Source organism: Microbacterium sp. ProA8, from assembly GCF_039905635.1.
In the GTDB taxonomy this organism is placed as follows: Bacteria; Actinomycetota; Actinomycetes; order Actinomycetales; family Microbacteriaceae; genus Microbacterium; species Microbacterium chionoecetis.
The window spans coordinates 1,319,284-1,343,785 of record NZ_CP157000.1; the positions used below are offsets into that span (position 1 = coordinate 1,319,284).

At 68.1% G+C, this 24,502-nt stretch carries 20 protein-coding genes; 16 read left to right on the top strand and 4 right to left on the bottom strand.

All coding sequences use genetic code 11. The features are described 5' to 3' along the window. Nucleotides 1-34 precede the first annotated feature (34 nt). Genes ABG085_RS05550 through ABG085_RS05565 form a run of 4 tightly spaced genes read left to right on the top strand, consistent with a single transcriptional unit; the run spans nucleotide 35 to nucleotide 4,424 of the window. Complete coding sequence (locus tag ABG085_RS05550; RefSeq protein WP_347978429.1) at nucleotides 35-1,390, top strand: TRAM domain-containing protein; 1,356 nt, start codon at nucleotides 35-37, stop codon at nucleotides 1,388-1,390. Nucleotides 1,391-1,412: 22 nt separating this feature from the next. Then, nucleotides 1,413-2,090, top strand: coding sequence for a response regulator transcription factor (locus tag ABG085_RS05555; RefSeq protein WP_347978430.1), 678 nt, complete (start codon nucleotides 1,413-1,415; stop codon nucleotides 2,088-2,090). Continuing rightward, nucleotides 2,080-3,330 carry an ATP-binding protein gene (locus tag ABG085_RS05560; protein ID WP_347978431.1) on the top strand — a complete coding sequence of 417 codons (1,251 nt, stop codon included), beginning with the start codon at nucleotides 2,080-2,082 and terminating at the stop codon, nucleotides 3,328-3,330. The genes ABG085_RS05555 and ABG085_RS05560 overlap by 11 nt, the downstream gene beginning before the upstream one ends. After that, nucleotides 3,327-4,424: a hypothetical protein gene (locus ABG085_RS05565; RefSeq protein ID WP_347978432.1), complete on the top strand. Its 1,098-nt coding sequence runs from the start codon at nucleotides 3,327-3,329 to the stop codon at nucleotides 4,422-4,424. The genes ABG085_RS05560 and ABG085_RS05565 overlap by 4 nt, the downstream gene beginning before the upstream one ends. Nucleotides 4,425-4,706: 282 nt before the next feature. Here the strand turns inward: ABG085_RS05565 and ABG085_RS05570 are convergent, their stop codons facing one another. Then, entirely contained in the window at nucleotides 4,707-4,967 is a 261-nt protein-coding gene (locus ABG085_RS05570; protein WP_347978433.1) for an acyl-CoA carboxylase subunit epsilon, read from the bottom strand. Continuing rightward, a complete protein-coding gene (locus ABG085_RS05575) occupies nucleotides 4,964-6,562 on the bottom strand; it encodes an acyl-CoA carboxylase subunit beta (RefSeq protein ID WP_347978434.1) in 1,599 nt (532 codons plus the stop codon). Before ABG085_RS05575 ends, ABG085_RS05570 begins: the two co-directional genes overlap by 4 nt. Before the next feature lie 184 nt (nucleotides 6,563-6,746). Between ABG085_RS05575 and ABG085_RS05580 the strand changes: the two genes are divergently transcribed. The 7 genes from ABG085_RS05580 (at nucleotide 6,747) to ABG085_RS05610 (ending at nucleotide 14,713) form a co-directional block, all read left to right on the top strand. Further along, nucleotides 6,747-7,562 (top strand): biotin--[acetyl-CoA-carboxylase] ligase, encoded by an 816-nt coding sequence (locus ABG085_RS05580; protein ID WP_347978435.1) that lies wholly within the window; start codon nucleotides 6,747-6,749, stop codon nucleotides 7,560-7,562. Between the two features lie 339 nt (nucleotides 7,563-7,901). Beyond that, a complete protein-coding gene (locus ABG085_RS05585) occupies nucleotides 7,902-8,486 on the top strand; it encodes a PH domain-containing protein (RefSeq protein WP_347978436.1) in 585 nt (194 codons plus the stop codon). Between the two features lie 67 nt (nucleotides 8,487-8,553). Then, a complete protein-coding gene (locus ABG085_RS05590) occupies nucleotides 8,554-9,690 on the top strand; it encodes a 5-(carboxyamino)imidazole ribonucleotide synthase (protein ID WP_347978437.1) in 1,137 nt (378 codons plus the stop codon). A gap of 130 nt (nucleotides 9,691-9,820) precedes the next feature. Beyond that, complete coding sequence (purE, locus tag ABG085_RS05595) at nucleotides 9,821-10,288, top strand: 5-(carboxyamino)imidazole ribonucleotide mutase (RefSeq protein ID WP_347979283.1); 468 nt, start codon at nucleotides 9,821-9,823, stop codon at nucleotides 10,286-10,288. Then, complete coding sequence (locus ABG085_RS05600; RefSeq protein ID WP_347978438.1) at nucleotides 10,285-11,754, top strand: LCP family protein; 1,470 nt, start codon at nucleotides 10,285-10,287, stop codon at nucleotides 11,752-11,754. Before purE ends, ABG085_RS05600 begins: the two co-directional genes overlap by 4 nt. A 3-nt stretch (nucleotides 11,755-11,757) precedes the next feature. Next, nucleotides 11,758-12,885 carry a glycosyltransferase gene (locus ABG085_RS05605; RefSeq protein ID WP_347978439.1) on the top strand — a complete coding sequence of 376 codons (1,128 nt, stop codon included), beginning with the start codon at nucleotides 11,758-11,760 and terminating at the stop codon, nucleotides 12,883-12,885. Between the two features lie 73 nt (nucleotides 12,886-12,958). Beyond that, entirely contained in the window at nucleotides 12,959-14,713 is a 1,755-nt protein-coding gene (locus ABG085_RS05610) for a DUF4214 domain-containing protein (RefSeq protein WP_347978440.1), read from the top strand. A 26-nt stretch (nucleotides 14,714-14,739) separates the two neighbouring features. Here ABG085_RS05610 and ABG085_RS05615 read toward each other — a convergent pair whose 3' ends face one another. Both ABG085_RS05615 and ABG085_RS05620 read right to left on the bottom strand, forming a co-directional pair. Then, the gene (locus ABG085_RS05615; protein WP_347978441.1) at nucleotides 14,740-16,368 is read right to left on the bottom strand and encodes a hypothetical protein; all 1,629 of its coding nucleotides are present in this window, start codon (nucleotides 16,366-16,368) and stop codon (nucleotides 14,740-14,742) included. 85 nt (nucleotides 16,369-16,453) lie between these two features. Next, on the bottom strand, nucleotides 16,454-17,194 hold the full coding sequence (locus tag ABG085_RS05620; RefSeq protein ID WP_347978442.1) for a polyprenol monophosphomannose synthase: 741 nt from the start codon (nucleotides 17,192-17,194) through the stop codon (nucleotides 16,454-16,456). 23 nt (nucleotides 17,195-17,217) lie between these two features. Here ABG085_RS05620 and ABG085_RS05625 point away from each other — a divergent pair, with 23 nt between their 5' ends. The 5 genes from ABG085_RS05625 (at nucleotide 17,218) to ABG085_RS05645 (ending at nucleotide 24,421) form a co-directional block, all read left to right on the top strand. After that, complete coding sequence (locus tag ABG085_RS05625; RefSeq protein ID WP_347978443.1) at nucleotides 17,218-17,742, top strand: GtrA family protein; 525 nt, start codon at nucleotides 17,218-17,220, stop codon at nucleotides 17,740-17,742. 34 nt (nucleotides 17,743-17,776) lie between these two features. Further along, nucleotides 17,777-19,618 (top strand): hypothetical protein, encoded by a 1,842-nt coding sequence (locus ABG085_RS05630; protein WP_347978444.1) that lies wholly within the window; start codon nucleotides 17,777-17,779, stop codon nucleotides 19,616-19,618. A gap of 108 nt (nucleotides 19,619-19,726) precedes the next feature. After that, complete coding sequence (gene rfbA / locus ABG085_RS05635; protein ID WP_347979284.1) at nucleotides 19,727-20,599, top strand: glucose-1-phosphate thymidylyltransferase RfbA; 873 nt, start codon at nucleotides 19,727-19,729, stop codon at nucleotides 20,597-20,599. Nucleotides 20,600-20,765: 166 nt separating this feature from the next. After that, entirely contained in the window at nucleotides 20,766-22,535 is a 1,770-nt protein-coding gene (locus ABG085_RS05640; RefSeq protein ID WP_347978445.1) for a rhamnan synthesis F family protein, read from the top strand. Further along, nucleotides 22,532-24,421: a rhamnan synthesis F family protein gene (locus ABG085_RS05645; protein ID WP_347978446.1), complete on the top strand. Its 1,890-nt coding sequence runs from the start codon at nucleotides 22,532-22,534 to the stop codon at nucleotides 24,419-24,421. The genes ABG085_RS05640 and ABG085_RS05645 overlap by 4 nt, the downstream gene beginning before the upstream one ends. The last annotated feature ends 81 nt before the right edge of the window (nucleotides 24,422-24,502 follow it).

The window sequence follows — 24,502 nt, forward strand, 5'->3', positions numbered from 1 at the left end:
CCCACGGTACGCGGCCGAGCCGTAGGCTCGACGGATGAGCGGAACCGGCGACCTCCTCGACCTCGACATCACGGGCGTCGCCCACGGGGGCGTCTTCGTCGCCCGGCACGAGGGCCGGGTGGTGTTCGTGCCCGACACCATCCCGGGGGAGCGGGTGCGCGTGCGGCTCACCGACACGGCCAAGAGCTCGTTCTGGCGCGCCGAGACGCTCGAGGTGCTCGAGGCCTCGCCGCATCGCCAGCTGCACGTGTGGCGGCAGGCCGACGTCGACGTTCCGCCCGAGCAGCGCCCGGGTGGCGCAGACTTCGGGCACATCGACCTCGCACATCAGCGCGCCCTCAAGCTCGAGGTGCTGCTCGACGCGCTGCAGCGCTTCGGCGGCATCGCCGTGCCGACCGCGACGATGAGCCCGGTCTCAGCCCCGCCGACGGCCGGCTCGGACGCCGGCGACGAGGACGCCGACGGCGAGACGGTCGACGGCACCGCGTGGCGCACGCGCGTCAGCCTGCACGTCGACGACGACGGCAACGTCGGCCAGTACGCCGCGCGCAGCCACCGCGTCGTGCCGCTCGAAGACCTGCCGCTCGCGACCGCGGCGGTCGAGCGGATCGCGCTCGAGCTGCGTGGCGGCGAGCCCGGACGCATCGATCTCGTCCAGCCCGCCGACGGTCGCGTGCGCGTGCTGCCGCGTCCCCAGATCGATCGGGATGCCAACGCCCGTCGCGGGCGCGGCGCACGGCCGGCGTCCGCCAGGCGCGGCAAGGCCCCGACGCGCGAAGTGGTCGTCGAACGCGTCGGCGGACGGGAGTTCCGCGTCGACGCCGGGGGCTTCTGGCAGGTGCACCGCCTCGCGGCGCACACGCTCACGACCGCGGTGTCGGCCGCGCTCCGGGGTGAGCCGGGAGGGTCTGCCGTCGACCCCGAGGCCTCGCACCTGGACCTCTACGGCGGGGTCGGCCTGTTCGCCGCGACGCTCGGCGAGCTCGGCGGACCGTCGACGCGTGTGACCAGCGTCGAGTCCGACCCGCGTGCCACCGAGCACGCCGGCGAGAACCTCGCCGAGTGGGTCGGCGCACGTGCCGAGACCGGTCGCGTCGACCGGTGGCTGACGCGGCTCGGGGCCGAGGCATCCGCTTCCGAACGCGAACGGCTGTCGCGAGGCGTCGTGCTCATCGATCCGCCCCGCTCGGGCGCCGGGCGAGAGGTCGTGGAGCAGATCACGGCGCTCTCGCCGGCCGCGGTCGTGTACGTGGCGTGCGATCCCGTGGCGCTGGCGCGCGACATCGCGACCTTCCGGGCAGGGGGCTACGACCTCGCCCGGGTCGACGCGCTGGATCTCTTCCCCAACTCGCATCACGTCGAAGCCGTGGCGGTTCTCACCCGCGGGTGACGCACGTGGCTAGGCTGGCGGAATGACGCGCGTGGCCTTCATCGACGACCACGAGTCGGTACGGCTCGGGCTCGAGGCGGCCTGCCTCCGCGCGGACGCGATGAACGTCGCGTTCTCGGGCAGCACGGTCACCGAGTACGTCGACTGGCGTGCCTTCTCGCGCCAGCCCCCGGCCGACGTCGTCGTGCTCGATCTCACCCTCGGCGACGGCACCACGGTGACCGAGAACGTCCGGCGTCTCGTGCTGGACGGGTCGAGCGTGATCATCCACAGCGTCGCCGACCGGCCCGCAGCGGTGCGCGAGGCGCTCGCCGCGGGGGCGGCCGGCGTCGTGAGCAAGTCCTCGCCCATCGGCGACGTGATCGCGGCCGTGCGCACGGTGGCGCGTGGCGAGCCGCTCAACAACGTGGAGTGGGCCAGCGCCGTCGAGGGAGACCGTGCGTTCGCCGACGCCCAGCTCTCGGCCCGCGAGCGGGACGTGCTGCGGCTCTACGCCGCCGGGCTCCCGCTGAAGGTCGTCGCCGACCGCCTCGGGGTCGCGTACTCGACGGCGAAGGAGAACATCACGCGCATCCGCGTCAAGTACGTCGAGGTCGGGCGCCCCGCTCCGACCAAGATCGACCTGCTGCACCGCGCCGTCGAGGATGGGATCCTCGTCGAGCCGTCGGCGGACCCGGGAGACCGCCCGCGTGGCCGTTGACGCCCAGACCGGCCTGCTCGACACGGCGTGGGGTCAGATCCCGCACTCACCGCAGGCCACCGCGGGTATCGGATCGTTCACGCGATCCCGGGTGGAGCGCATCATCTCGCTCGTCGGCGGCGCGTTCAGCCCGCTGGTCCTCGGCCTGCAGGCGTTCCTGACGGGCTTCGGCTCGACCGACGAGCGGCCGGGCTGGCACGAGGCCCTGATGATCTCGGTGTTCGGCACCCTGGCGGTCATGATCCTCGCCTGCGTGATCGGACGCGGCGTCCGCGTGGCCGCCGGCGCTTTCGCGCTCGTCTACGTGCTCGCGCTGGTCGCCTGGCCGATCGCGACTGCGGAGATACCGCCCACGTCCGGCGAGGAGCCGTGGATCTGGTATCTGCTCAATCTGTCGACCCTCGCGGCCGTGCTGGCCTTCCCCTTTCCGCTGCAGATCGGGTGGACGATCCTCGCCCCCGTCCTCTTCGGGGTGGTCCGGCTGATGCAGCTGGGCTTCTCCAGCGACTACTGGGTCACCGTCGGGCTGGACGTGTCGTTCGCGCTGATCCTCGGCGGTGTCATCGTCACCCTCGGGTGGCTGTTCCGCTCGATGGCGGTCAACGTCGACGAGACGCGTGCCCGAGCGGTCGCCTCGTACGCGCGGGCGGCGGCGGCGGATGCTGCGGAACAGGAGCGCGTCGCAGTGGCGGCGCTGATGCACGACAGCGTGCTCGCGGCGCTCATCGCCGCAGAGCGCGCGAGCACGCCCCGTGAGCGCACGCTCGCGGCGTCGATGGCGCGCGAAGCGCTGACCCGGCTGGCCAACACCGAGCAGGATGCGCACGAGGGCACCGACGAGCCGTGGGACGTCGCGGCGCTCGCGGCCGAGATCGATGCCGCCGCCGGCGAGCTCGGCGTCGACGTCGACGTGCAGCGCGAGTTCGACGATGCCGGCTCGCTGATCCCCGGACGCGTCGCCCGCGCGCTCGCGCTGGCCGCCACGCAGGCGGTGGCGAATGCGCTGCAGCACGCCGGGGGAGCGGGGCTCGGTGTCGCGGTGATGGAGGCGGGCGGCCGCGTGCGCGTCGAGGTGCACGACGCCGGCGAGGGCTTCGACCTCGAAGCCGTCCCGGACGACCGGCTGGGCATCCGCGCCTCCATCATGGCGCGCGTCGCCGCCGTCGGCGGGCATGCCGACCTCGAGACGGGCCCCCACGGCACGGTCGTGCGGCTCACCTGGCAGGAGACCGCCGCGTGATCAGCGTCAAGAATGTGCTCGTCGTGCTCGCGGTCGCCTTCACGGCCTATCTCGCGGCGCGCGGTCTGTCGTGGACCGGGACGGTCGCGCAGCCCCTCGTCGTCGTCATCACCCTCGCCTTCTACCTGGCGACCACCTGGCTCTGCATCTTCTGGGAGCCGGCGTCGGTCCGTGACGCACCCCGTGCGGGTGAGGCGCAGGCCCCGGGAGCGCACACGGAAGACGGCGCGAAGGCGCTGGTCGACGGCATCCGTGGTCCTGTTCCCCTTCCTGCGATCGCCCAGATCCTGGCCCTTTCGTGCGCGGTCCTCGTGCCGAGTGCGATCTCGGTCGCGGTGGGGGCGGCGTCGCGCACGGCGCCGTTCGCCACCTGGTACCTGGGCGGGATCGGCGCCCTCATGACGATCGTCATGGTGCGTCGCCGGCCCTGGACGGCATGGACCGGGATCCTCGCGCTCACTGTCGCGTCGATGCTCTGGATGGGTCCCCTCAACGCTCTCGCGCTCGGGCTGGTCGGCTCGATCGTGTGGGTGACCTGCGCTCAGCTGCTCGTGTACTCGATGGACCGGGCGGCCCGCGACACCTCGCGTCTGACCCGGTTGCAGCGCGCCGCGACCGGGTGGCAGACGTCGCAGGTCGTCCGCCAGCGCGAACGCCGCGTGCAGGTGCAGAAGGCCCTGGCCGTCGCCGGCCCCGTGCTCACGCGCACGGTCGCGCACGCGGGCATGCTCACCGACGCCGACCGTCTGGAGGCGCGGATCGCCGAGGGCAAGCTGCGTGACGAGATGCGTGGGCCCCGGCTGCTCGACGACGAGGTGCGTGGGGAGCTCGAACGCCTACGCCGTCGCGGCGCCAACGTCACGGTGCTCGACGAGGGCGGACTCGACGACGTCGACGAGGATCAGCTCGGCGTCATCCGCGCCCAGCTCGCCGACGCGCTGCGGTCGGCGGCATCCGATCGGCTCTATATCCGCACGTCGCCCGACGAACGCGTCGCCGTCACCGTCGTCGGGCGTTCACCGTCGGTGGGCGGGCCGAGCGACGAGGACTCGGTCGACCTGTGGCTTGAGATCCCGCATCCCGGCAGGGTCTGAGGCGGTACTGCCCGGCGGCATCTCGCTCCCCGCCCGGAGGGGGAGGGATACCAGGCGGGGAACGGAATCGAAGGAGGCGAGGGGCGGCGAAGCCGCCCGCCCCTCGCCTGCGCGGACGGTTACCCGAAAACCGTCCGCATGGCCGGATCCGAGGAAGCCGCAGAGCGGATTCGGATCGGCCGAACGCAGAAGCGTTCCAGCGGATCCAGTATCTCCAGACCGCAAGTGGTGTGTCTGTAGGTATTTCGGGGGACAAAACCGACGAAGGCGTCCCCCACCGCTTCAGCCGAAGCGGCCCCAGCCCAGATCCCGGTCGAGCGGCTGCCGGAGCGCGCGCTGCGAGAGTTCCCAGCCGGTGCGACGCACGCGATCCTCGGCGACCGCTTCCGCGGCCTCGCCGGTGTAGGCCTCGGTCACGACCGCGATCAGCGCCGCAAGCTCCTCCTCGGTGGGAGTGCCGCGCAGCACGTCGATCGCGATGCTCTCGCGCGCAGACGAATCCGTGCCGGCCGTCGGCGCCGTCTCGCCGTCCGCGGCGCTCACAGCGGGATGTTCCCGTGCTTCTTGGGCGGCAGGCTCGCGCGCTTGCCGCGCAGCGCACGCAGCGCCTTGGCGATCGACACGCGCGTCTGCGCCGGCTCGATGATGCCGTCGAGCTCGCCCCGCTCCGCGGCGAGGAAGGGCGAGGCCACGTTGTAGGTGTACTCGTTGGCGAGGCGCGTGCGTACCGCCGCGACATCCTCGCCGGCCTCTTCCGCGCGCTTGATCTCGCCGCGGTAGAGGATGTTCACGGCGCCCTGGCCGCCCATGACGGCGATCTCGGCCGTCGGCCACGCGAGGTTCACGTCGGCGCCCAGCTGCTTGGAGCCCATCACGATGTAGGCGCCGCCGTAGGCCTTGCGGAGGATCACGGTGACCAGCGGCACGGTCGCCTCGGCGTAGGCGTACAGCAGCTTCGCGCCGCGGCGGATGACACCCGTCCACTCCTGGTCGGTGCCGGGAAGGTATCCCGGCACATCGACGAGCGTCACGATCGGGATCGAGAACGCGTCGCAGAAGCGCACGAACCGGCTGGCCTTCTCGCCCGCTTCGATGTTGAGCGTGCCGGCCATCTGCGACGGCTGGTTGGCGATGATGCCCACCGAGCGTCCCTCGATGCGTCCGAAGCCGATCACGATGTTGGGCGCGAACAGCGGCTGCACCTCGAGGAAGTCCTCGGAGTCGACGATGCCGCGGATCACCTGGTGGATGTCGTACGGCTGGTTGGGCGAGTCGGGGATGATCGCGTTCAGTGCGCGGTCGGCATCCGTCGTCTCGAACTCGAAGCCGCTCTCGTAGACCGGCAGCTCCGCCATGTTGTTGTCGGGGAGGAAGCCGAGCATCGAGCGGACGTAGTCGATCGCGTCGTCCTCGTCCTCGGCGAGGTAGTGCGCGACGCCCGAGCGGGTGTTGTGCGTGTAGGCGCCGCCGAGCTCCTCCATGCCGACGTCCTCGCCGGTCACGGTCTTGATCACATCGGGTCCGGTGACGAACATCTGGCTGGTCTTGTCGACCATGACCACGAAGTCGGTCAGGGCGGGGGAGTAGACCGCACCGCCGGCGGCCGGTCCCATGATGATCGAGATCTGCGGGATGACGCCGGACGCCCGGGTGTTGAGACGGAAGATCTCGCCGTACTTGCCGAGGGCGACGACGCCCTCCTGGATGCGGGCGCCGCCGGAGTCCAGGATTCCCACGATGGGGATGCCGGAGCGCAGCGCGAACTCCATGACCTTGATGATCTTCTCGCCGGCGACCTCGCCGAGCGATCCGCCGAACGTCGAGAAGTCCTGGGAGTACACCGCGACGGTGCGGCCGTGGATCGTGCCGACGCCGCTGACGACCGAGTCGCCGTAGGGGCGCGAGCGGTCCATGCCGAAGGCGGTGGTGCGATGGCGCACGTATTCGTCGAGTTCGACGAAGCTCCCGGTGTCGAGGAGCATGTCGATGCGCTCGCGCGCGGTGCCCTTGCCCTTGGCGTGCTGCTTCTCCTTGGCGACCTCCTCGGGATCGAGGACGGCCTCCTGGAAGCGTGCGCGGAGGTCGGCGATCTTGCCGGCGGTCGTCGAGAGGTCGGGCTGATCGGTCACGGATTCCACCCTATCGGCGGGTTCGAGGGATCTGTTGGAGGGTTGGTACAAGGGGTCGCGACATCCACTGTGTGTCCTCGGCGAAGGATCTGCCGGGATCTCGCGCCGACCGGCTCGCGGCGCCGCCGGCAGGCGTAGCCCGTGTCCGGCGGCGGCCTGCGCCGGGCCGCGCCGGGCGCGTAGCGTGAGCACCATGTCCTACTCGTCCGAGGGGTTCCCGCTCACCGCCGCCGTGAGCCCGCGGGTCCAGGTCGTGGAGACCACCGACTCCACCAACGCCGATGTCGTGCGTCACGTCGTCGATGCGCCGCACGAGTGGCCCCATCTGTCGCTGCTGCTCACCACCGACCAGCGCGCCGGGCGCGGACGCCTCGACCGCACCTGGGTGGCGCCGCCGGGCACCGCGCTCGCCGTCTCGGTCGTCGTCGACGCGTCCGCGATCCCGGCAACGGCGCGCGGCTGGGTCCCGCTGCTGGCCGGCGCCGCCATGACCCGCGCGATCGCCGCGCAGCTCACCGGCACCGTGCACACCGCCACACTGAAGTGGCCGAACGACGTGCTGCTCGATGGCGGGAAGGTCTGCGGCATCCTCGCGGAGGTGGTGCCGGCGCATCCCGATGTCGTCGTCATCGGAGCGGGTGTGAACACACGGATGCCGCGCGCCGATCTTCCCGTCGACACGGCGATGTCGTTCGCCGCCGTCGGCCTGACGTGCGACGAGGACCGCCTGCTGGCCGACTACCTGACCGCGCTCGACGAGCAGCTGACGGCGATCGCCACCGCCGGAGGGGACGCCGCCGCGTCGGGCGTGCTCGCCGAGGTCGAAGCGCTCTGCAGCACGCTCGGAAGCGACGTCGCCGTGTCGCTGCCGGACGGCCAGACGCTGTGGGGGCGCGCGCAGCGCATCGACAGCGACGGACGCCTGGTGGTCGTGCAGGACGGCGAGTACGAGAGCGTGGTGTCGGCCGGCGACGTCGTGCACGTGAGGGCGCGTCCCGTCGCCTCTTGAGACCCGGTCGTTGAGCGAGCGAGGAACGAGCGAGACGAAACGCCTGCACCGGCGCACACGCCGGGCCCGAGGCATCCGGTGTCCCGGTCGTTGAGCGAGCGAGGAACGAGCGAGACGAAACGCCTGCACCCGGCGCACACCCGGGCCCGAGGCATCCGGTGTCCCGGTCGTTGAGCGAGCGAGGAACGAGCGAGACGAAACGCCTGCACCCGGCGCACACGCCGGGCCAGGTATCCGGATCCCAATCTTGAGCGGGCGCGAGCGGGACAAAACGACCCGGCATGACGGAAAACGGCGGGTGCGCCCCGAAGTGTCTGCGGCTCGTCGCACAATGGGGACATGACGCAGCCGACGAGCTACGGCGGCAGACCGCTCACGCCGGCCCCCGGCGCACCGACGCCGGAGCTGCTCGTCGCGCGGTTCCGCCCGCACGCGCGGCGGCTCGCGTGGTCGGCGCTGGTGCTCATGGCGGTGGCCGCCGCCTGCGGGTACTTCTACGGCAACCTTCCGGCGCCCTTCGAGAACTGGATGCTGCTGGCCGCGGCTGCGAGTGTCGTGCTGGTGCTCGTCATCCTTCCGTATCTCGTGTGGTCGGGGCACGTGTACACGATCACGACGCGACGCGTGATGGAGCGTCGCGGGGTGTTCGCGGTGAAGCGCCGCGAACTCGCCCACGTGCGGGGGTACACGCTCAAGGTGCACCGCGGTCTGCTCCAGCGCATCTGGGGTGCCGGAACGATCACCCTCAGCAACGGCATCGACGAGCCGCTGCGGCTCGCCAACATCCCCAGCGCCGACCTCGTGCACGAGGCGCTCGTCGATCAGGTCGAGGTGAACCAGATCCTCGCGCACCGCGACGCTCAGCCGTTGCCGCCGGGCGCGCCGCCCGCAGTTCCGCCGCGGCCGCCCCTCCCGCGGGCCTGACCTCGGCTCGTCGCTCGCCCCACCGTGCGGGATGATGGAGGGAGCTTCAAGCCGAGAGGGAGAGTGCATGGCGCTGCGAGTCGGAGTCGTCGGGGGCGGGCAGCTGGCCCGCATGATGATCGCGCCGGCGGTCGAGCTCGGAGTCGAGCTGCGGGTGCTCGCCGAAGACCAGGGGATGTCGGCGTCCCTCGCCGCGACCGCTGTCGGCGACTACCGCGACGCCGACACCGTGCTCGCGTTCGCGCGCGACGTCGACGTCGTGACCTTCGACCATGAGCACGTTCCGCAGGACGTCCTCACCGCCCTCGTCGGCGAGGGGGTAGCGGTCCACCCCGGCCCCGACGCACTGAAGTTCGCGCAGGACAAGCTCGTCATGCGGGCCCGCCTGCAGGAGCTCGGGATGCCGCAGCCCGACTGGGCGGCCGTCACCGACGCCGACGAGCTGCAGGCCTTCATCGACGATCACGGCGGCCGCGCCGTCGTCAAGACCCCGCGCGGCGGCTACGACGGCAAGGGCGTCCGCGTGGTGTCGACGGGCACCGAAGCCGACGACTGGTTCGCGACGCTCGCCGAGGACGCCCACGGCGGCGCCCTTCTGGTCGAAGAGCTCGTCGACTTCACGCGCGAGCTCGCTCAGCAGGTGGCCCGGCGACCTTCCGGCGCGATGAGGGCATACCCGGTCGTCGAGACCGTGCAGCGCGACGGCGTCTGCGCCGAGGTGATCGCGCCGGCGCCGCACTCGAGCGGACGGCTGCAGCAGGTGGCCGCCGGCATCGGGGCGTCCATCGCCGAGGGCCTCGGCGTGACCGGGATGCTGGCGGTCGAGCTGTTCGAGACCACCGACGAACGCCTCCTGGTGAACGAGCTGGCGATGCGCCCGCACAACAGCGGGCACTGGAGCCAGGACGGCGCCGTCACGAGCCAGTTCGAGCAGCACCTCCGCGCCGTGCTCGACCTTCCGCTCGGCGGGACCGAGCCGGTCGCCGAGTGGGCGGTGATGGTGAACATCCTGGGGGGCCCGAGCGAGGATCCTCTCGACGCGCGCTTCACCGCGGCGATGCAGGAGCACCCGCAGGCGAAGGTCCACACCTACGGCAAGGCGCCCCGCCCGGGGCGCAAAGTCGGGCACATCAACGTCGTCGGCGACGACCTCGATGATGTGGCGTACCAGGCCCGGGCGGCGGCATCCTTCTTCCAGGACTGATCCCGCGGCGGGCAGAAGCGCGCCGTTGCGGGGATCTTCCAGCCTTCGCCCCTACCCTTGACGAGTGACTGCGCCCTCTGCTGAATCGCGGCCCCTCCATTCCTCCGAGACGCCGCTCGTCGGCGTCGTCATGGGCTCCGACTCGGACTGGCGGGTCATGAGCGACGCCTCGCAGGCGCTCACGGACTTCGGGATCCCGCACGAGGTCGAAGTCGTCTCGGCGCACCGCACCCCCGACAAGCTGCTGCGTTACGGCCGTGACGCGCGCTCGCGCGGCCTGCGTGTCATCATCGCCGGCGCCGGCGGGGCCGCACATCTTCCCGGCATGCTGGCCTCGCTCACCGCACTTCCCGTCGTCGGCGTCCCCGTGCAGCTCGCGACCCTCGACGGGATGGACTCGCTGCTCAGCATCGTGCAGATGCCCGCCGGCATCCCGGTCGCCACCGTCTCGATCAACGGCGCCAAGAACGCCGGACTGCTCGCCGCTCGGATCCTCGGGGCCGCCGACGACGCCATCGCTGATCGCGTCGAGGCGTATGCCCGAGACCTCGAAGCGCAGGTCGAGCAGAAGAACCGGCGGCTCAAGGAGTCCCTGTGAGCGTGACGAGCCCGCCGAGCGCCCAGGCACGCCCGGTTCGACCGGGCGTCGTCGAGGAGCGTCCGATGCGGAATCCGGATGCCTCCTCCCGCGCGCTCATGACGCGCCGCGGGTGGTGGCTGGTCGCGCTGAACTTCCTCATCCCCGGGTCCGCGCAGGTGCTCGCCGGCAACCGCAGGCTCGGACGCTTCGGCATCGGTGCGACGCTGCTGATGTGGGTGCTCCTCGTCATCGCCGTGCTGTTCGCGCTGCTCGCCCCGACCGCGGGACTGAGCATCGTCACGAGCGCGTGGCTGCCGGACTGGCTTGCGCTGCTGCGACCGATCCCGCTGCTGCTCGCGCAAGGTCTGCTCATCGGGTACGCCGTGCTCTGGGCTGTGCTCACGATCGACACACTGCGCCTCGTGCGCTTGGTCAAGACCGGGCGCCGCGCCCGCTTCGCGATCGCCCTCGTGGCCATCGGGCTGATGGTGGTCGCCAGCGGAACCGCGGGGTACGCCGCGACCACCGTCGGCGCGGTGCGCAGCACCATCAGCACCGTCTTCGGCGCCAGCGGGCCGACCGTGGCGCCGTCCAACGGCTACTACAACATCCTGCTGCTGGGCGCCGACAGTGGCGAGGGCCGCGACTCGATGAGGTTCGACAGCATCTCGGTGGTGTCGGTCAACGCCGAGACGGGCGCGACCACGATCACCGGCATCCCTCGGGACATGCCGAACTTCCCGTTCGCGGAAGGGCCCCTGCAGGACAGGTACCCCGACGGCCACGAGGGCCACGCCGACCCGACCTGCGGGTGGGGGAGCGGGATCAACCAGCTCCGCACCGAGGTCGAGGTCTGCGAGGACGGGAAGACGCTGTATCCGGATGCCGAGGCCCAGGGCTCGGAGCCGGGCATCGAGGCGACGAAGGACGCCGCCGAGGGGATCCTCGGCATCGAGATCCCGTACTACGTCTTCGTCGACATGCACGGCTTCGCAGCGCTCGTGGATGCGCTCGGCGGCGTCGACATCAATGTCACCGAGCGCCTGCCGAAGGGCGGTGGCCCTTCATACCCCGGTGAGCCCGCGGAGGATTGGGCGATCGGCTGGATCGAGCCGGGTCAGCAGCGCATGGACGGCGACACGGCCCAGTGGTACGCCCGCTCGCGTTACACGACCAGTGACTTCGATCGCATGAGGCGTCAGCGGGAGCTGCAGGAGGCGATCCTCGCGCAGTTCACGCCGCAGGTCGTGCTCACGCGGTTCCAGGATGTCGCCACCGCGGGATCGGACCTCGTCAAGACCGATCTGCCGCAGTCGTTCATCCCGACGCTCGTCGACCTCGGATTGAAGGCCAAGGAGCAGCCGGTGCAGACCATCGAGCTGACCCCCGCGGAGGGCATCGACGAGTTCAACCCCGACTACGCGTACATCGCCGGCCTCGTGCAGACGACCCTCCACCCGCCGACCCCCACGCCGGAGGGCTGACCCGTGGTGGCAACGCTGCGCGTCGTGCTCGACCAGCTCGTCGCGCCGACCGAGCCCGAGCTCGCCGAGGCGTCGCGCGAGCTCGCGCGGGCGCTCGTGATCGGCGCGCCCTCCGGCTGCGAGGTCGAGGCCATCGCGCCGGCCGGCGGTTCGGATGAGGCCTTGGCCGCCGTCACGGGGCTGGCGGGTGTGCGACGCACAGCGCTGCCCCGTCGCGAGCTGTCGGCCGCGCTGCAGCTCGGGGTGGGAACCGGCATCGGCGGCGGCATGATCCACGCGCCGTCGCTCTTCGCGCCGCTCGTGCGTCATGACCGCCTGCACGACAACGATCAGACCGTGGTGACCGTGTGGGATCTGCGCCCCTGGGAATCGCCCGCTGAGCTGCCGCGCCCGGTCGTCGCGTGGCACAAGGCGATGCTCAAGCGCGCGGTGAAGCACGCCGACGCCGTGGTGGTGCCGACGCACTCGCTCGCGGGCCGGCTGCTCGAGATCGCGCCCCTCGGTGACCGCGTGCGGGTCATCTCCGGCGCGTCGCCACTGGGCTTCTCCGTCCCGACGGACGAGGTCGGCCGCCGCCGCGAGCTGGGCCTGCCGGATGGGTTCATCCTCTTGGCCGGTGGGCCGCTGGGCTCGGAAGGGCTGGATGCCGGACTCGCCGCAGTGGCGGCATCCGGTGTCGATCTGCCGGTCGTGGTGATCGACGTCGAAGAGGGGCACGAGCCGGCGGTGGCGGATCTCGCCTCAGCTGCCGGGATCCCCGAACGCGCGCTGCACGTGCGCGGAGTGCTGTCGGCGGTGGACCGTGCCGCGGTGTTCGGCGCGGCCGTCGCGTTCGTCGCGCCGTCGCGGCGAGCGGCATTCCCCTGGCGCGTCGTCGACGCACTGACGCTGGGCGTGCCGGTCATCGCCGCGTCCTCCGCGGTGCACAGCGACGTCGTCGCCGAGGGCGGGGTCCTCATCGCGGGCACCGATGCGTCGAGCCTTGTCGACGGCCTGGGCGCGGCGCTGTCCGCGTCGCTCGGGTCGACGGCGGCCGCGGAGCGGCTGGGCGTGCTGGCGGGTGACCGCGGGCGCGCGTTCTCGTGGCGTGAAGCCGCCGACAAGGTGTGGATGCTGCACGCGGAGCTGTAGCGGTTCGACCGGTCGATTCACCGGATTCCACCGTGCACTGGTCAGAGTGAATCACATACGCCACACTGGTCACATGCCGGGGGGTATGAAACACCGCTTTGCCCAACGATCTCGATCGACGATCGCGTTGATTGCGACGCTCGGGTTGCTCGTCGGGGTGGTCCCTGCCCTGACGGCGGTTGCGACGCCGGCGGCCCCCGCCGCAGCCGTGGTGGCGTCCGACTTCCACGCTGAGACAGGAGTCGTCCGGGCCGCGGATCTGTCGCTGTTCCAGTCAGGGAACATCATCGCTGACGCGGTGTTCTTCAATCGCGACACGATGACTGAGGCGCAGATCCAGACCTTCTTGGAACAACGGGTCCCGCGCTGCGAAGCCGGCTATACGTGCCTCAAGGACTGGTACGACACGTCGCGCACGACGAACCCCGATGCCATGTGCGGTGGATATTCCGGGGGCATGCGCGAGCGCGCCTCTCGGATCATCTATCGCGTAGCGCAGGCGTGCGGCATCAACCCGCAAGTGATCCTCGCGACGCTTCAGAAGGAGCAGGGTCTCGTCAACCACGTCTGGCCCAGTGACTGGCGCTACACGATCGCGATGGGGCAAGGTTGCCCCGATACCGCCGCCTGCGACACCCGGTACTACGGCTTTTTCAACCAGGTGTACGGCGCCGCATGGCAGCTCAAGCGCTACGCGAACCCGCCGGGAACGAGCCAGTACTTCACCTGGTACGCGCCTGGCAAGACGTGGAACGTGCGTTGGCATCCGAACGCCGCGTGCGGCTCGTCGCCGGTTCACATCCAGAACCAGGCGACTGCGAACCTCTACTACTACACGCCCTACCAGCCCAATGCTGCGGCGCTTCGCGCCGGGTACGGCGAGGGCGACGGATGCTCCAGCTACGGCAACCGGAACTTCTTCCAGTACTTCACGGACTGGTTCGGATCGACTCAGGCCCCGAATCCGTGCCAGCCGCCGCCAGACAGTCAGGTCACCCCCGCAAGCGGCGAGTACATGGTGAACGTTGCTTCCCTCAATGCCCGCAAGGCACCGACCCAGAGTTGCGGCGAGGGCGTCGTGAGCCTCGCTCAGGGAACGAAGGTGCTCAAGCTCGGCGAGTACGGCTCGTGGTGGAAGGTGAGTGTGAATGGGGGTGCCTACTGGGTTGCCTCCGAATACCTTCTCTATGTCACGCCGAAGGATGTCGACTCATTCCTCCAGGCCGTTTACATCGATGTGTTGGGGCGGCAGGCAGGGACGGGGGAGCGGGCGGGATGGGGTCAGGCGATCGCCAACGGCATGCCGCGTCTGCAGGTCGTGTACGGCTTCGTCAACAGCGATGAGTTCCGCATGCTGAAGATCACCGAGGCATACCGTGAGGTCCTGGGGCGGGCTCCCGAGGACGGCGGCATGACGGCCTGGCTGAACGGGATGCGAGGGGGCGTGCTCGCACCCGACGATGCGTACCGCGCCTTCCTGCGGTCCGATGAGTACTACATGTTGACCGGGGGAACCGACGCCCGGTTCGTCGCGGCAGTCTACGAGAAGATCCTGCATCGCGCGGCGGGTCAGGAGGAGATCGAAGGATGGTCTCGGGTTGTGGCTGCTGTCGGTCGAGCAGCCGTGGTCGACAGCATATGGACTTCAGTGGAGACGGCTCGAGCGCGCGTGGCCGTGATGTACAGGGCCTACCTGGGGCGCGAGCCGGACCAGGCCGCCCTGGAGGGCTGGGGCGACCATGATCTGCGATATGGGCACAACGCCGTCCGAATGGGGATCCTCGGCAGCGCCGAGTACCAATCCCGAGCAGCGACCCGGTTCCCCTGACGCGTCAGGGGAACCGGGTGCGGATGTCATTCGAATCCGCGGAGCCGTTTCTCGTCGAGCAGGCTCGACTCGATCCGCTCGTTGAGCAGTTCCTCACCTGGCGTTCCCTCGAAGTCGTAGATGGTGAAACCGGCGCACTCCTGCACGGACTTCGGCGGTCCGAGCGGTGCGACCGAGTCTTCAGTGACGAAGCCCCACGGGTCTGCCACGACGAAGGTGAAGCGCTGGTCATCGTAGCTCGCCAGGTTGATCATCCACGGATACACCGTCAGGTCGGAATTGACCTGAAGAATCGCTTCATCGTGTGTGCCGTAGAGATCCCAATTGCGCGTCAGCCAGAATGTCCCTACTCCAGACTCGGCGTCCGCGGGAAGATCGGCCGTACAGCTGGCGCCGGAGCGTTCCTCCGAGAACGCCAGCACCGAAGCTCGGTGGACGGACAGCGCTCCTCCGATGATGATCAGAAGACCCATCCCCGACGCGAAGATCATTCCGTACACGACGAGGCTGCGCCTCACGCGCTCATCGCGTACCGATGCGAGGGTCAGTCGCAGGAACCGCACCGCCTCGTAGGAGGCGGAGAGCAATGGGAAGACGAAGAACGGTTCGAGGTAGCGCGTCGTCATCGTGCCCGTGACGACCATCCCGACGAGCAGCGACGTCACGCTCGCCCACGAGAAGATGGCGAGGATCAGCTCGGCAGACGTGACGTGCCAGCGAAGATCTGAGTGACGCGAGCCGATCAGAGCTCTGGCGATGGGCAGCGCGGTGATGAGCAGCGCCACCGAGGCGATGAGAAGCTTGAGGAAACCGTGCGGGGTGGCGAGCAGGTCACCGGTGACCCGGTTCAGCAACGCGAGCGATTCTCCGATCATCGAAGGATTGAAGTAGCTGCCTACACTCCGCGAGCCGAAGCGTTCCAGGAGCTGGCGGAGAACGTACCCGGCCATCACAGTGGCGACGATGACGATGGCCAGCGTCCAGAACCACCGGCGCGGGATCCGACGAAGCAGCACAGCGATGACCAACGTGACGCTGAAAGGCGCGAGAACCTGCATCCAGAACAGAGGGTTGGAGGCGCCCGTCAAGGCGCCGAGCACCACGAACAGCACTGTGAACACTGCCGTTCGAGGCGCGCGCACGGGTGGATCGGTGAAGCTGTGTGTCACCCAGAGGGTGAGGCCGATCGCCGTCAGGCCGGAGAGGACCACACCCGGGTAGTACGAGACGAGCAGGAAGAGGCTCGCAATCGCCGTCCCGTTGATGTCGGAAACCGGCTCCAGCAGCACGTAGACGATGTACGTGGCCGTCGCGCCCAGCGCGACGCACACCTCCACGAGGCGGTGTCGAGAGTGCCGGAAAAGAAGCCGTGTGCACCAACGAAGGAGTACGTAGAGCAGGACGAGATTCAGCACCGCGAGCCCCGCGAGCGCGGCACGCGGGTTGTCGGTGAAGCTGCTGACGATCCAATAGAGCACGCCCTCGGGAAAGAGGAACAACTGCGACGAGAACACCCACTCGAAAGGCTCGCCCGCCAGCACGGACTCTCGGAGCAGAGGAAGCACGAGTGAGTCACCGCTATAGAGGAGGTTGATCTCCCAGTCGGTATTGATCCATCGGGCGAGGATGATCAAGCTCGCCGCGATGACGATCACGACCGCGAGAAGTTCGACGCCCGCGCGCGCCCACCACGGGAACCGGGGTGGCGCAGGTGAGAGGGGTGGTCTGACAGCAGTCTCGCTAGACATTTCCGCGCGCCGCCCGGATACGCGGGACCAGAACGAAGTTCTGGATGAGCGTGTTGCGCGGGATCTTCGATTCCCCATTGGTCCTGTCGAAGAAGACGATGGGGAGTTCGACGACTCGCTTCGCGGCGAGCAGCGCACGGTACTTCAGCACGAGGATGAATCCGTAGCCAGTCGCCGATATGGTCTGCGGCTGGATGCGGCGCAGGACCTCACTCGAGAACATGTTGAACCCGCCGGTGTAGTCGGTGATCTGCCGGCTGAGCACAGTCCGGGCATAGATGTTTCCTCCGCGGCTGAGGAACTTGCGACGAAACGACCAGTCGGGCGTGCCGCCCCCGGGGATGTATCGGGAGGCGACGACGAACGGTGTGCCTGCCTGCGCCTGGTGGATGAACCCCGAAATGTACTTGGGGTCGTGGGAGAGGTCAGCGTCCATCTGTAGGATGTGGTCGAACTCCTCACTCAGGATGAGCGCGAAGCCGTGGATATAGGCTGCTCCGAGTCCTTCCTTCGTCGGCTTCACGATGACTCGCACAGCGAAGTTGTCCCGCTCGAGGGACGGGGCCACTTGTTCGACGAAGGAGGCAGTGCCATCTGGGGAGGAATCATCCAGGACGAAGAGCGTGATCGAGGTGTCGGGATGCTGAGAACTGACGCGCGAGATCGACTCGATCAGCGCCTCAACGTTGTTGACCTCGTTGTACGTGGGCACGGCGATGGCGAGCTTGAGCATGGTTGTGAAGGATACCCCAATAGGTGAAGAGGCTTCTGTCGAACGAGAAGGTTCGATTCCTGGTGGCGGGGTGTGTCAACACGGCGCTCGACTTCGTGCTACTCAACGTGCTGGTGTTCGCCTTCGGGACCCCGACCCTCGTCGCGAACGCGATCTCGGTCACGGTCGGCATCTGCGTCTCCTATCTGTTGAATCACTTCTTCGTCTTCCGCTACCAGGAGCCGATCTCTCTGAAGCGATTCGGGATGTTCTTCCTGGTGACGGGGTTCAGCTCGCTCATCCTGCAGAATGCGGTCATCCTCGGGTTCGAGCTCCTGTTCGACACAGAGTTCGGTCGTTCACTTCTGTTCCTGCCGAGTGAGGACGGCAAGCACTTCGTCGCGATCAACATCGCGAAGGCGGCCGCCGTGCTGCTCGGCCTGATCTGGAACTTCCTCTTCTACAAGTTCGTCATCTTCCGCTCTCGACAGGCGGCCTCTTCAGAGGAGCCCGCCGTCGAGGCGGCGCCCGCAGCCGGCACGGCAGTCGCCGATCCGCCCGCCGTGTGATCGACGCGCTCGCACTCCTCGTATAGTGGTCCCCGTGCTTTTTTCCTCGCGCGGCGCAATCGCGCCGCGCGATCGTGCAGCCGCAGTCCGCGGGCACGGCGGGCGCTCGGTGGCGACGCAGCTCGGGCTGGCCGCAGCCACCGGCGTCATTGCGCTCGTCGTGGCGTGGTTCGCGCTCGGGCTCACCTTCGATGTCATGGCGATGCGGTGGGCCTCGGGCGCCACCGGCGACCAGATGCTGCACTACATCGTCTCTGCGGCCGCCGTCGACCATTCGCTGCTCACGCCGAACCCGCGGCTCGGATTCCCGGAGTACCAGAATCTCTTTTTCGCGCCGATGTACGACTTCGCATCGGCTCTCGTGCTGGCGGCCGGCTCACTTCTCATCCAAGACCCCGTCGTCCTACTGAACGCATACCAGCTCCTCGGCTTCTTCATGACGGGGTTCGCCGGTTTCCTGATGTTCCGCGCGCTTCGCCTGCGGAACATCACGGCGGTCGTCTTCGGCACCGTGTTCGCGCTCGCCCCGTTCCACTTCGAGCGGGTCGCCCTCGGCCATGCGTTCGTCGCGAACTACTGGGGTGTCGCAGTCCTGGTGGTGCTGGTGCTCATCGCAGGTGGACAACGCACAGACCCCATCGCTGCATGGGCGGATGCGGCGCCGACGCGAGCCGGGAGAATCACCCGCCGACTCGTCCCCATCCTGGTGATGACGCTGGCGCTCTCTCTGACGAACTCCTACTATTTCGTCTTCGCCGCGATCATCCTCGGATGCGTGATCGCGGTCCGCGCCATCGTCTGCCTGATCTGCCGTGACGGCCTGCGCGGACTGCTGTGGCCCGTCGTCACGCTCGGTTCCCTTGTCGTGTTCGTAGCGATCCAGCTCGCAGTCCTCTCGCTCAACTTCGGTGACCGCTACCAGAAGTACTTCTCGGAACGGAGTCCGATCGAGTCCGAGCAGCATTCCGGCAAGATCACGACTCTCCTTCTTCCATGGCCCGGGTCGGGCATCCCGGGAGTCGGCGATCGCGTACGCGCGTACGCGGCGCAGACAACGGTGTCTCCGTACGCGGAACCTACGGGGATGTCTGCGCTGGCGATCGCCGGACTCGTGCTGCTCGTCGTCTGGACGCTCGCCCGGCTCGTCGTCCCGCTCGGCGAGCGTCGTCCGCAGGCGTTGGCGGATCAACGATTGTCGGTTCTCGCGCTCTCGTTCTGGGTCGGTTTGCTCTTCTACGCAGTGGGCGGTCTGGGGTTCTTGTTCGCAGCCCTCGTCACGTCCGAGATCCGAGCCTGGGTGCGGATGAGCATCGTGCTCGCGACCTTCGGACTTGCCGTCCTCGCCATCCTCATCGAGACGGCCTTCAGGCGGCATCTGTCGCTCTGGATCGCGCTGGGGCTGGTCGTGATAGTCGCGTTCGTGGACCAGATCGCCGGCGTGGGCGAAGAGGTCGATCTGCAGCCGACAGCCGATGCCGAGCTCCGGAGCCTGATCTCGAGCGCCGACGTGGCACTCGACCCCGAGTGCGGTCTCGCCCAACTGCCGGTGAAGAGCTTCCCCGAATCCGGTCCGATCGGCGGCCTCGGCGACTATGACCTGGCACTGCCGTACGTGGTCGGCGGCGACCAGTCGACGCTCCGATGGAGTTACGGCGCAGTCTCGGGAACACGTGCCGGTGATTTCTGGAGCGAGGCGCAATCGCCTGCGTTGTTCGCGGATGCGGTCGACGCGTCCGACGCGTGCGGCGTCTACATCGACCGTCGTGCATACGCGGACGACTCGGAGTGGCTCCCGTTCGTCGAGGCGGCGTATGGCGAGGACTGGACTTTCTTGGGCTCATCGACCGGGGCTCAGGTCATCGTCATCCCGCGGTAGGGAGGGCTCGCAACCCGCCGCGCCGGGTTCCACCTTGTGTCGAGGACCCCAACGATGTCGGGTCGATGCCGGTTTGGCAATGCAACGGCGATGCTCAAGACTAGAGGGATGCGCGGCATCATCCTCGCCGGTGGCACCGGCTCCAGGCTTCACCCGATCACACGGGGCATCTCGAAGCAGCTGGTTCCGGTCTATGACAAGCCGATGATCTATTACCCGCTCTCTACCCTGATCCTCGCGGGTATCCGAGACATCCTGGTCATCACGACCCCTCAAGATGCCGAGCAGTTCCGTCGTCTTCTCGGCGACGGCACGGTATTCGGCGTGTCGATCACGTACAAGACCCAGCCGTCACCCGATGGCCTTGCGCAGGCGTTCATCCTCGGCGAGGAGCACATCGGATCCGAACCCGTGGCTCTCGTGCTCGGCGACAACATCTTCTACGGACAGGGAATGGGCACCCGGCTGCGCCAGTATGCCGATCTCCAGGGTGGTGTGGTCTTCGGATACTGGGTGGATGACCCCAGTGCGTACGGCGTCGTGGAGTTCGACGCCGACGGCCGCGTCGTGTCCCTCGCGGAGAAGCCGGCGTCGCCGAAGAGCAACTACGCGGTTCCGGGTCTGTATTTCTATGACAACGACGTCATCGAGATCGCAAAGGGACTTTCGCCGTCTCCGCGCGGTGAGCTCGAGATCACCGACGTGAATCTCGCGTACCTCCATCGTGGCGACCTGAAGGTGGAGCTGCTGCCCCGGGGTACCGCATGGCTCGACACGGGAACGTTCGACTCGCTGAGCGAGGCGACCGACTTCATCCGCACCGTCGAGAAGCGGCAGGGGCTCTCGATCGGCTGCCCTGAGGAGGTCGCGTGGCGAATGGGATTCCTCACCGACGACGAGCTTCGTGAACGGGCCGAGCCTCTCGTCAAGAGCGGTTACGGCGCGTACCTGCTGAAGGCTCTCGAGCAAGGTCGCGCGTGAACGTCGGAGTCTCCTGATGCCCGCTACGGGCAGCGGGCCGCTCGTCGACGACGTCCATACGGGCCTGCGCAGGCTGATCGTCTACGTCATCTGGGACCGACGCGGTGACGTCGAGGACTATGTCGCCCATGCACTGGGAGGTCTCCGGGAGCACGCCGCTCACATCATGGTGGTCGTGAACGGTGCCCTGACAGACGCGGGGCGCGCCACGCTCGAGCCTCTGGCAGACGAGATCCTCGTTCGCGAGAATCGCGGGTTCGATATCTGGGGCCATAAGCACGCCCTCGACCATCTCGGACCCCGCATCGAAGAGTTCGATGAGCTGATCCTGACCAACGACACGTGGTTCGGGCCTGTCCGCCCCTATGGTCCGGTCTTCACGCGGATGGATGCGAGTCCCGTCGACTTCTGGGGCATGACGGATCACGCGCGAGAGGAGCCGAACCCGTTCACCGGCGAGGGTGTCCTCTTCTATCACCTGCAGTCGTTCTGGATCGCGGTCAGGCGCAGGATGTTCATGTCCGCGCAGTGGGGTGCCTATTGGCAGCGACTGCCGGAGATGCCGGGCTACTTCGATGCCGTTCTGCGGCATGAGGCGATCTTCACCGAGCACTTCGCGAACGCGGGCTTCCGCCATGACGTCGCGTTCCCCTCGGCCGAGTATCCGACGGATCATCCGGCGCTCTTCAACCCCGACCTTCTGCTCCGTGATGGATGCCCACTGCTCAAGCGCCGGCCGTTCTTCCACTACCCCCCGTTCCTCGATCGCCACGCGGTGATCGGCCGAGAGCTGCTCGGCGAGGTGGAAGGCTATGGATACCCGACCGGGGTGATCTGGCAGGATGTCGCGCGCAACGTGGCTCCGAGAGTCGCGAACACGAATGCCGGAGCCCTCGAGGTCCTGTGGGATCGAGCCCTGCCGGACGAGACGGTCAGCGCCGTTCCACGGCTCGCCGTGATCGTCCACGTCGTCGACGAACAGGCGCTGGACGACATCGGTGCCCATGTCCGGAATCTCCCGGCATCGAGCGATCTGATCGTCACGGCTCCGCCGCACATCGATTCGGCGCGTATCCGCGAGCGGCTCGGGCGCGATGGCGCCCCGCGGTTCGCGCGCATCGACGTACGCACGCTACCCCGTCCGGAAGTGAACCATATGAGCGCGTTGCTCATCGGATGTCGCGACGTGCTGCTCGATGGAAGCTACGACATCGTGGTCAAGCTCATCGCGGCCAGTCCTCGTCGCAGATCGTTCAACGCGGACCGCTATCTCGCTCGGCATCAGTTCGACAATCTGCTGAACTCGCCTGGCTACGTGGCCAATCTCATGGCTCTGTTCCGGCGCGAGCCGGGGCTTGGCGCGGTCTTTCCGCCGACGGTGTTGCTCGGAAGCTCACACTTGGGCGCCGGATGGGGGCGTCTTCGGCCACGCGCAGAGTCGCTCGCGAAGAAACTGCGGATCAGCGTGCCGTTCGACGACGTATCGCCGCTTGCTCCCTTCGGCGGGATGATGGTGTTCCGACCGGAGGCCCTCCGGCTTCTCACGGAGCATGCCTGGCAGTACTCCGACTACGCGCCCGCCTCCCCGTTCCCGGACGCACCGCTCGCCGACACGCAGGAGCTCCTCATCGCCTACGCCATGGGTGAGCGGGGATTCCACTGCCGGACCGTCCTCGCGAGGGAGTATGCCGACATCAGCCATACCGCGCTGGAGTTCACGCTCGACCAGCTGTCCTCGACCACACCGGGATACCCCGTCGAGCAGATCCAGTATCTCCACCGCGCGGGACGGGTGGGTCGCGGGAGTGCGCTGGATCTCGCGCGCATGTATCTTCGCCTGAACCACCCGCAGGCTACCGCTGCGGTCGCCTCGGCGGCCCGCAGCGCTGTCCATCGGCTGACATCGCTCGGGCGACGCAGAGGAGATGTCCGATGACCGACGCCGATCTGGCCGGGACGCGCCCCCGCCGTCTCGTCGTCTATGCCGTGTGGGATAGACGGGGTGGGATCGAGGACTTCATTCCGTATGCGTTGGCGCGGTTGCGTCCTCATGCGGAGCGGATCGTCGTCGTCGTGAACGGCTCGCTCACGGCTGCCGGCCGGGCGAAGCTCGCCGACGTGTGCGACGAGGTGCTCGTCCGAGAGAACCGCGGCTATGACATCTGGGCTCATAAGCATGCGATCGATCACCTCGGCGCCCGAATCGACGAATTCGACGAGGTGATTCTGACCAACGACACCTGGTTCGGGCCCGTCCGTGAGTTCGATTCCGTCCTCGAACGCATGGATCTCAGCAGCGCGGACTTCTGGGGCATGACGGATCATCCGCGCGAGGCGCCGAACCCGTTCACGAAGTCAGGTGTGCTCCCGTATCACCTGCAGTCGTATTGGATCGCCGTCCGTCGCCGCATGGTCCGGTCCGAGGCGTGGGCGAAGTACTGGCGGGATCTTCCGCAGATGCCCGACTACCTCGACGCCGTCCTCACTCATGAAGCAGTCTTCACCGAGCACTTCACAACCCGGGGCTTCACCTCCGATGTCGCATTCCCGACGACCGCGTATCCGACGAACCATCCGGCCCTCTTCAATCCCGATCTGCTTCTGCGAGACGGATGTCCGACGCTCAAGCGACGGCCGCTCTTCCACTGGCCGCCGTTCCTCGACCGGCACGCCGTGGTGGGTCGATGGATCATCGAGCAAGTGGAGCAGTACGGCTACCCGGTCGAGCTGATCTGGAGAAACCTCGCTCGCACGGTGGAGCCGAGAGTGCTCAACGCCAATGCCGCACTGCATGAGGTGCTCCCGGATACCGACGTCGCATATGACCCGGCGAGTCCTTTCCGCATCGTTGCGCTCCTGCACATCTTCTATCCGGAGATGACGGACGAGATGCTCGACTTGGCGGACAATCTGCCCGGCCGATATGACCTGGTCATCACGACTCCTGATGCCGGAAGGGCGGCCGAGATCAGCGACATCGTCTCGCGCAGGGAGCAGCGCGGAGACGTCGACGTGCGGGTGCTTGCCTCCAACGACGGCAGAGACCAGAGCGCCTTCCTGATCGGGTGTCGGGATGTGCTTCTCGGCGATCGCTACGATCTCGTGGTCAAGCTGCACTCGAAGAAAACGCCTCAAGACGGCTTCAACGTCGGCCGTCACTTCAAGCGCCAGCAGTTCTCGAACCTTCTCGCAAGCCGGGGATACGTCGCAAATCTGCTCGCCCTCTTCCAGAAGGAGCCTGGGCTCGGACTCGTGTACCCGCCCATGATCCACATCGGCTATCCGACGATGGGACGAGGATGGTGGTCGAACAAGCCGGGCTTCGCGAAGTACTGCGAACGTCTGGGGATCCACGTGCCGCTCGATGAGATCTCTCCCTTGGCGCCTTTCGGCTCCATGTACATCGCCCGCCCGGAGTCGCTGCGTCTTCTCACCGAGCACGACTGGACGTACGGCGACTTCGGTGGCGCCGAGGCATACCGCGACGGGGGACTGGCCCATATCCTCGAACGCATGCCGTCCTATGCGGCGGCGGAGCTCGGCTACCACACGCGCACAGTCTCCACCGCGGAATACCTGTCGATCAGCCACACGTCGATGGAGTTCAATCTCGATCATCTCTCGGCGACCACCACAGGTGACAGCGTCGACAGGATCATGCTGCTCAAGCAGGCCGGGTATGTCGGAACCGGGCGCCCAGGAGACTTCGTGCGCATGTACTTCGGTTTGCACCCTCGAGTCGGCCGGCTGCTGGGATGGAGCATCGCCGGGGCAGTCCGCGGCAAACAGGCCGTGAGCAGGCTTCGGTCGCGGAGAGGCTGACGGATGCGATCTGCGCGCCGATGCTGTGAGGTCCCGCGATGATCGTCGCCGTGGTGGCGACCGAGTCGTGCGCTTCGGCTG

Coding starts and splice junctions, on each gene's coding strand:
- ABG085_RS05550 (WP_347978429.1), top strand. CDS start 35: ATGAGCGGAACCGGCGACCTCCTCGACCTCGACATCACGGGCGTCGCC.
- ABG085_RS05555 (WP_347978430.1), top strand. CDS start 1,413: ATGACGCGCGTGGCCTTCATCGACGACCACGAGTCGGTACGGCTCGGG.
- ABG085_RS05580 (WP_347978435.1), top strand. CDS start 6,747: ATGTCCTACTCGTCCGAGGGGTTCCCGCTCACCGCCGCCGTGAGCCCG.
- ABG085_RS05585 (WP_347978436.1), top strand. CDS start 7,902: ATGACGCAGCCGACGAGCTACGGCGGCAGACCGCTCACGCCGGCCCCC.
- ABG085_RS05590 (WP_347978437.1), top strand. CDS start 8,554: ATGGCGCTGCGAGTCGGAGTCGTCGGGGGCGGGCAGCTGGCCCGCATG.
- purE (WP_347979283.1), top strand. CDS start 9,821: ATGGGCTCCGACTCGGACTGGCGGGTCATGAGCGACGCCTCGCAGGCG.
- ABG085_RS05610 (WP_347978440.1), top strand. CDS start 12,959: ATGCCGGGGGGTATGAAACACCGCTTTGCCCAACGATCTCGATCGACG.
- ABG085_RS05620 (WP_347978442.1), bottom strand. CDS start 17,194: ATGCTCAAGCTCGCCATCGCCGTGCCCACGTACAACGAGGTCAACAAC.
- rfbA (WP_347979284.1), top strand. CDS start 19,727: ATGCGCGGCATCATCCTCGCCGGTGGCACCGGCTCCAGGCTTCACCCG.
- ABG085_RS05640 (WP_347978445.1), top strand. CDS start 20,766: ATGGTGGTCGTGAACGGTGCCCTGACAGACGCGGGGCGCGCCACGCTC.
- ABG085_RS05645 (WP_347978446.1), top strand. CDS start 22,532: ATGACCGACGCCGATCTGGCCGGGACGCGCCCCCGCCGTCTCGTCGTC.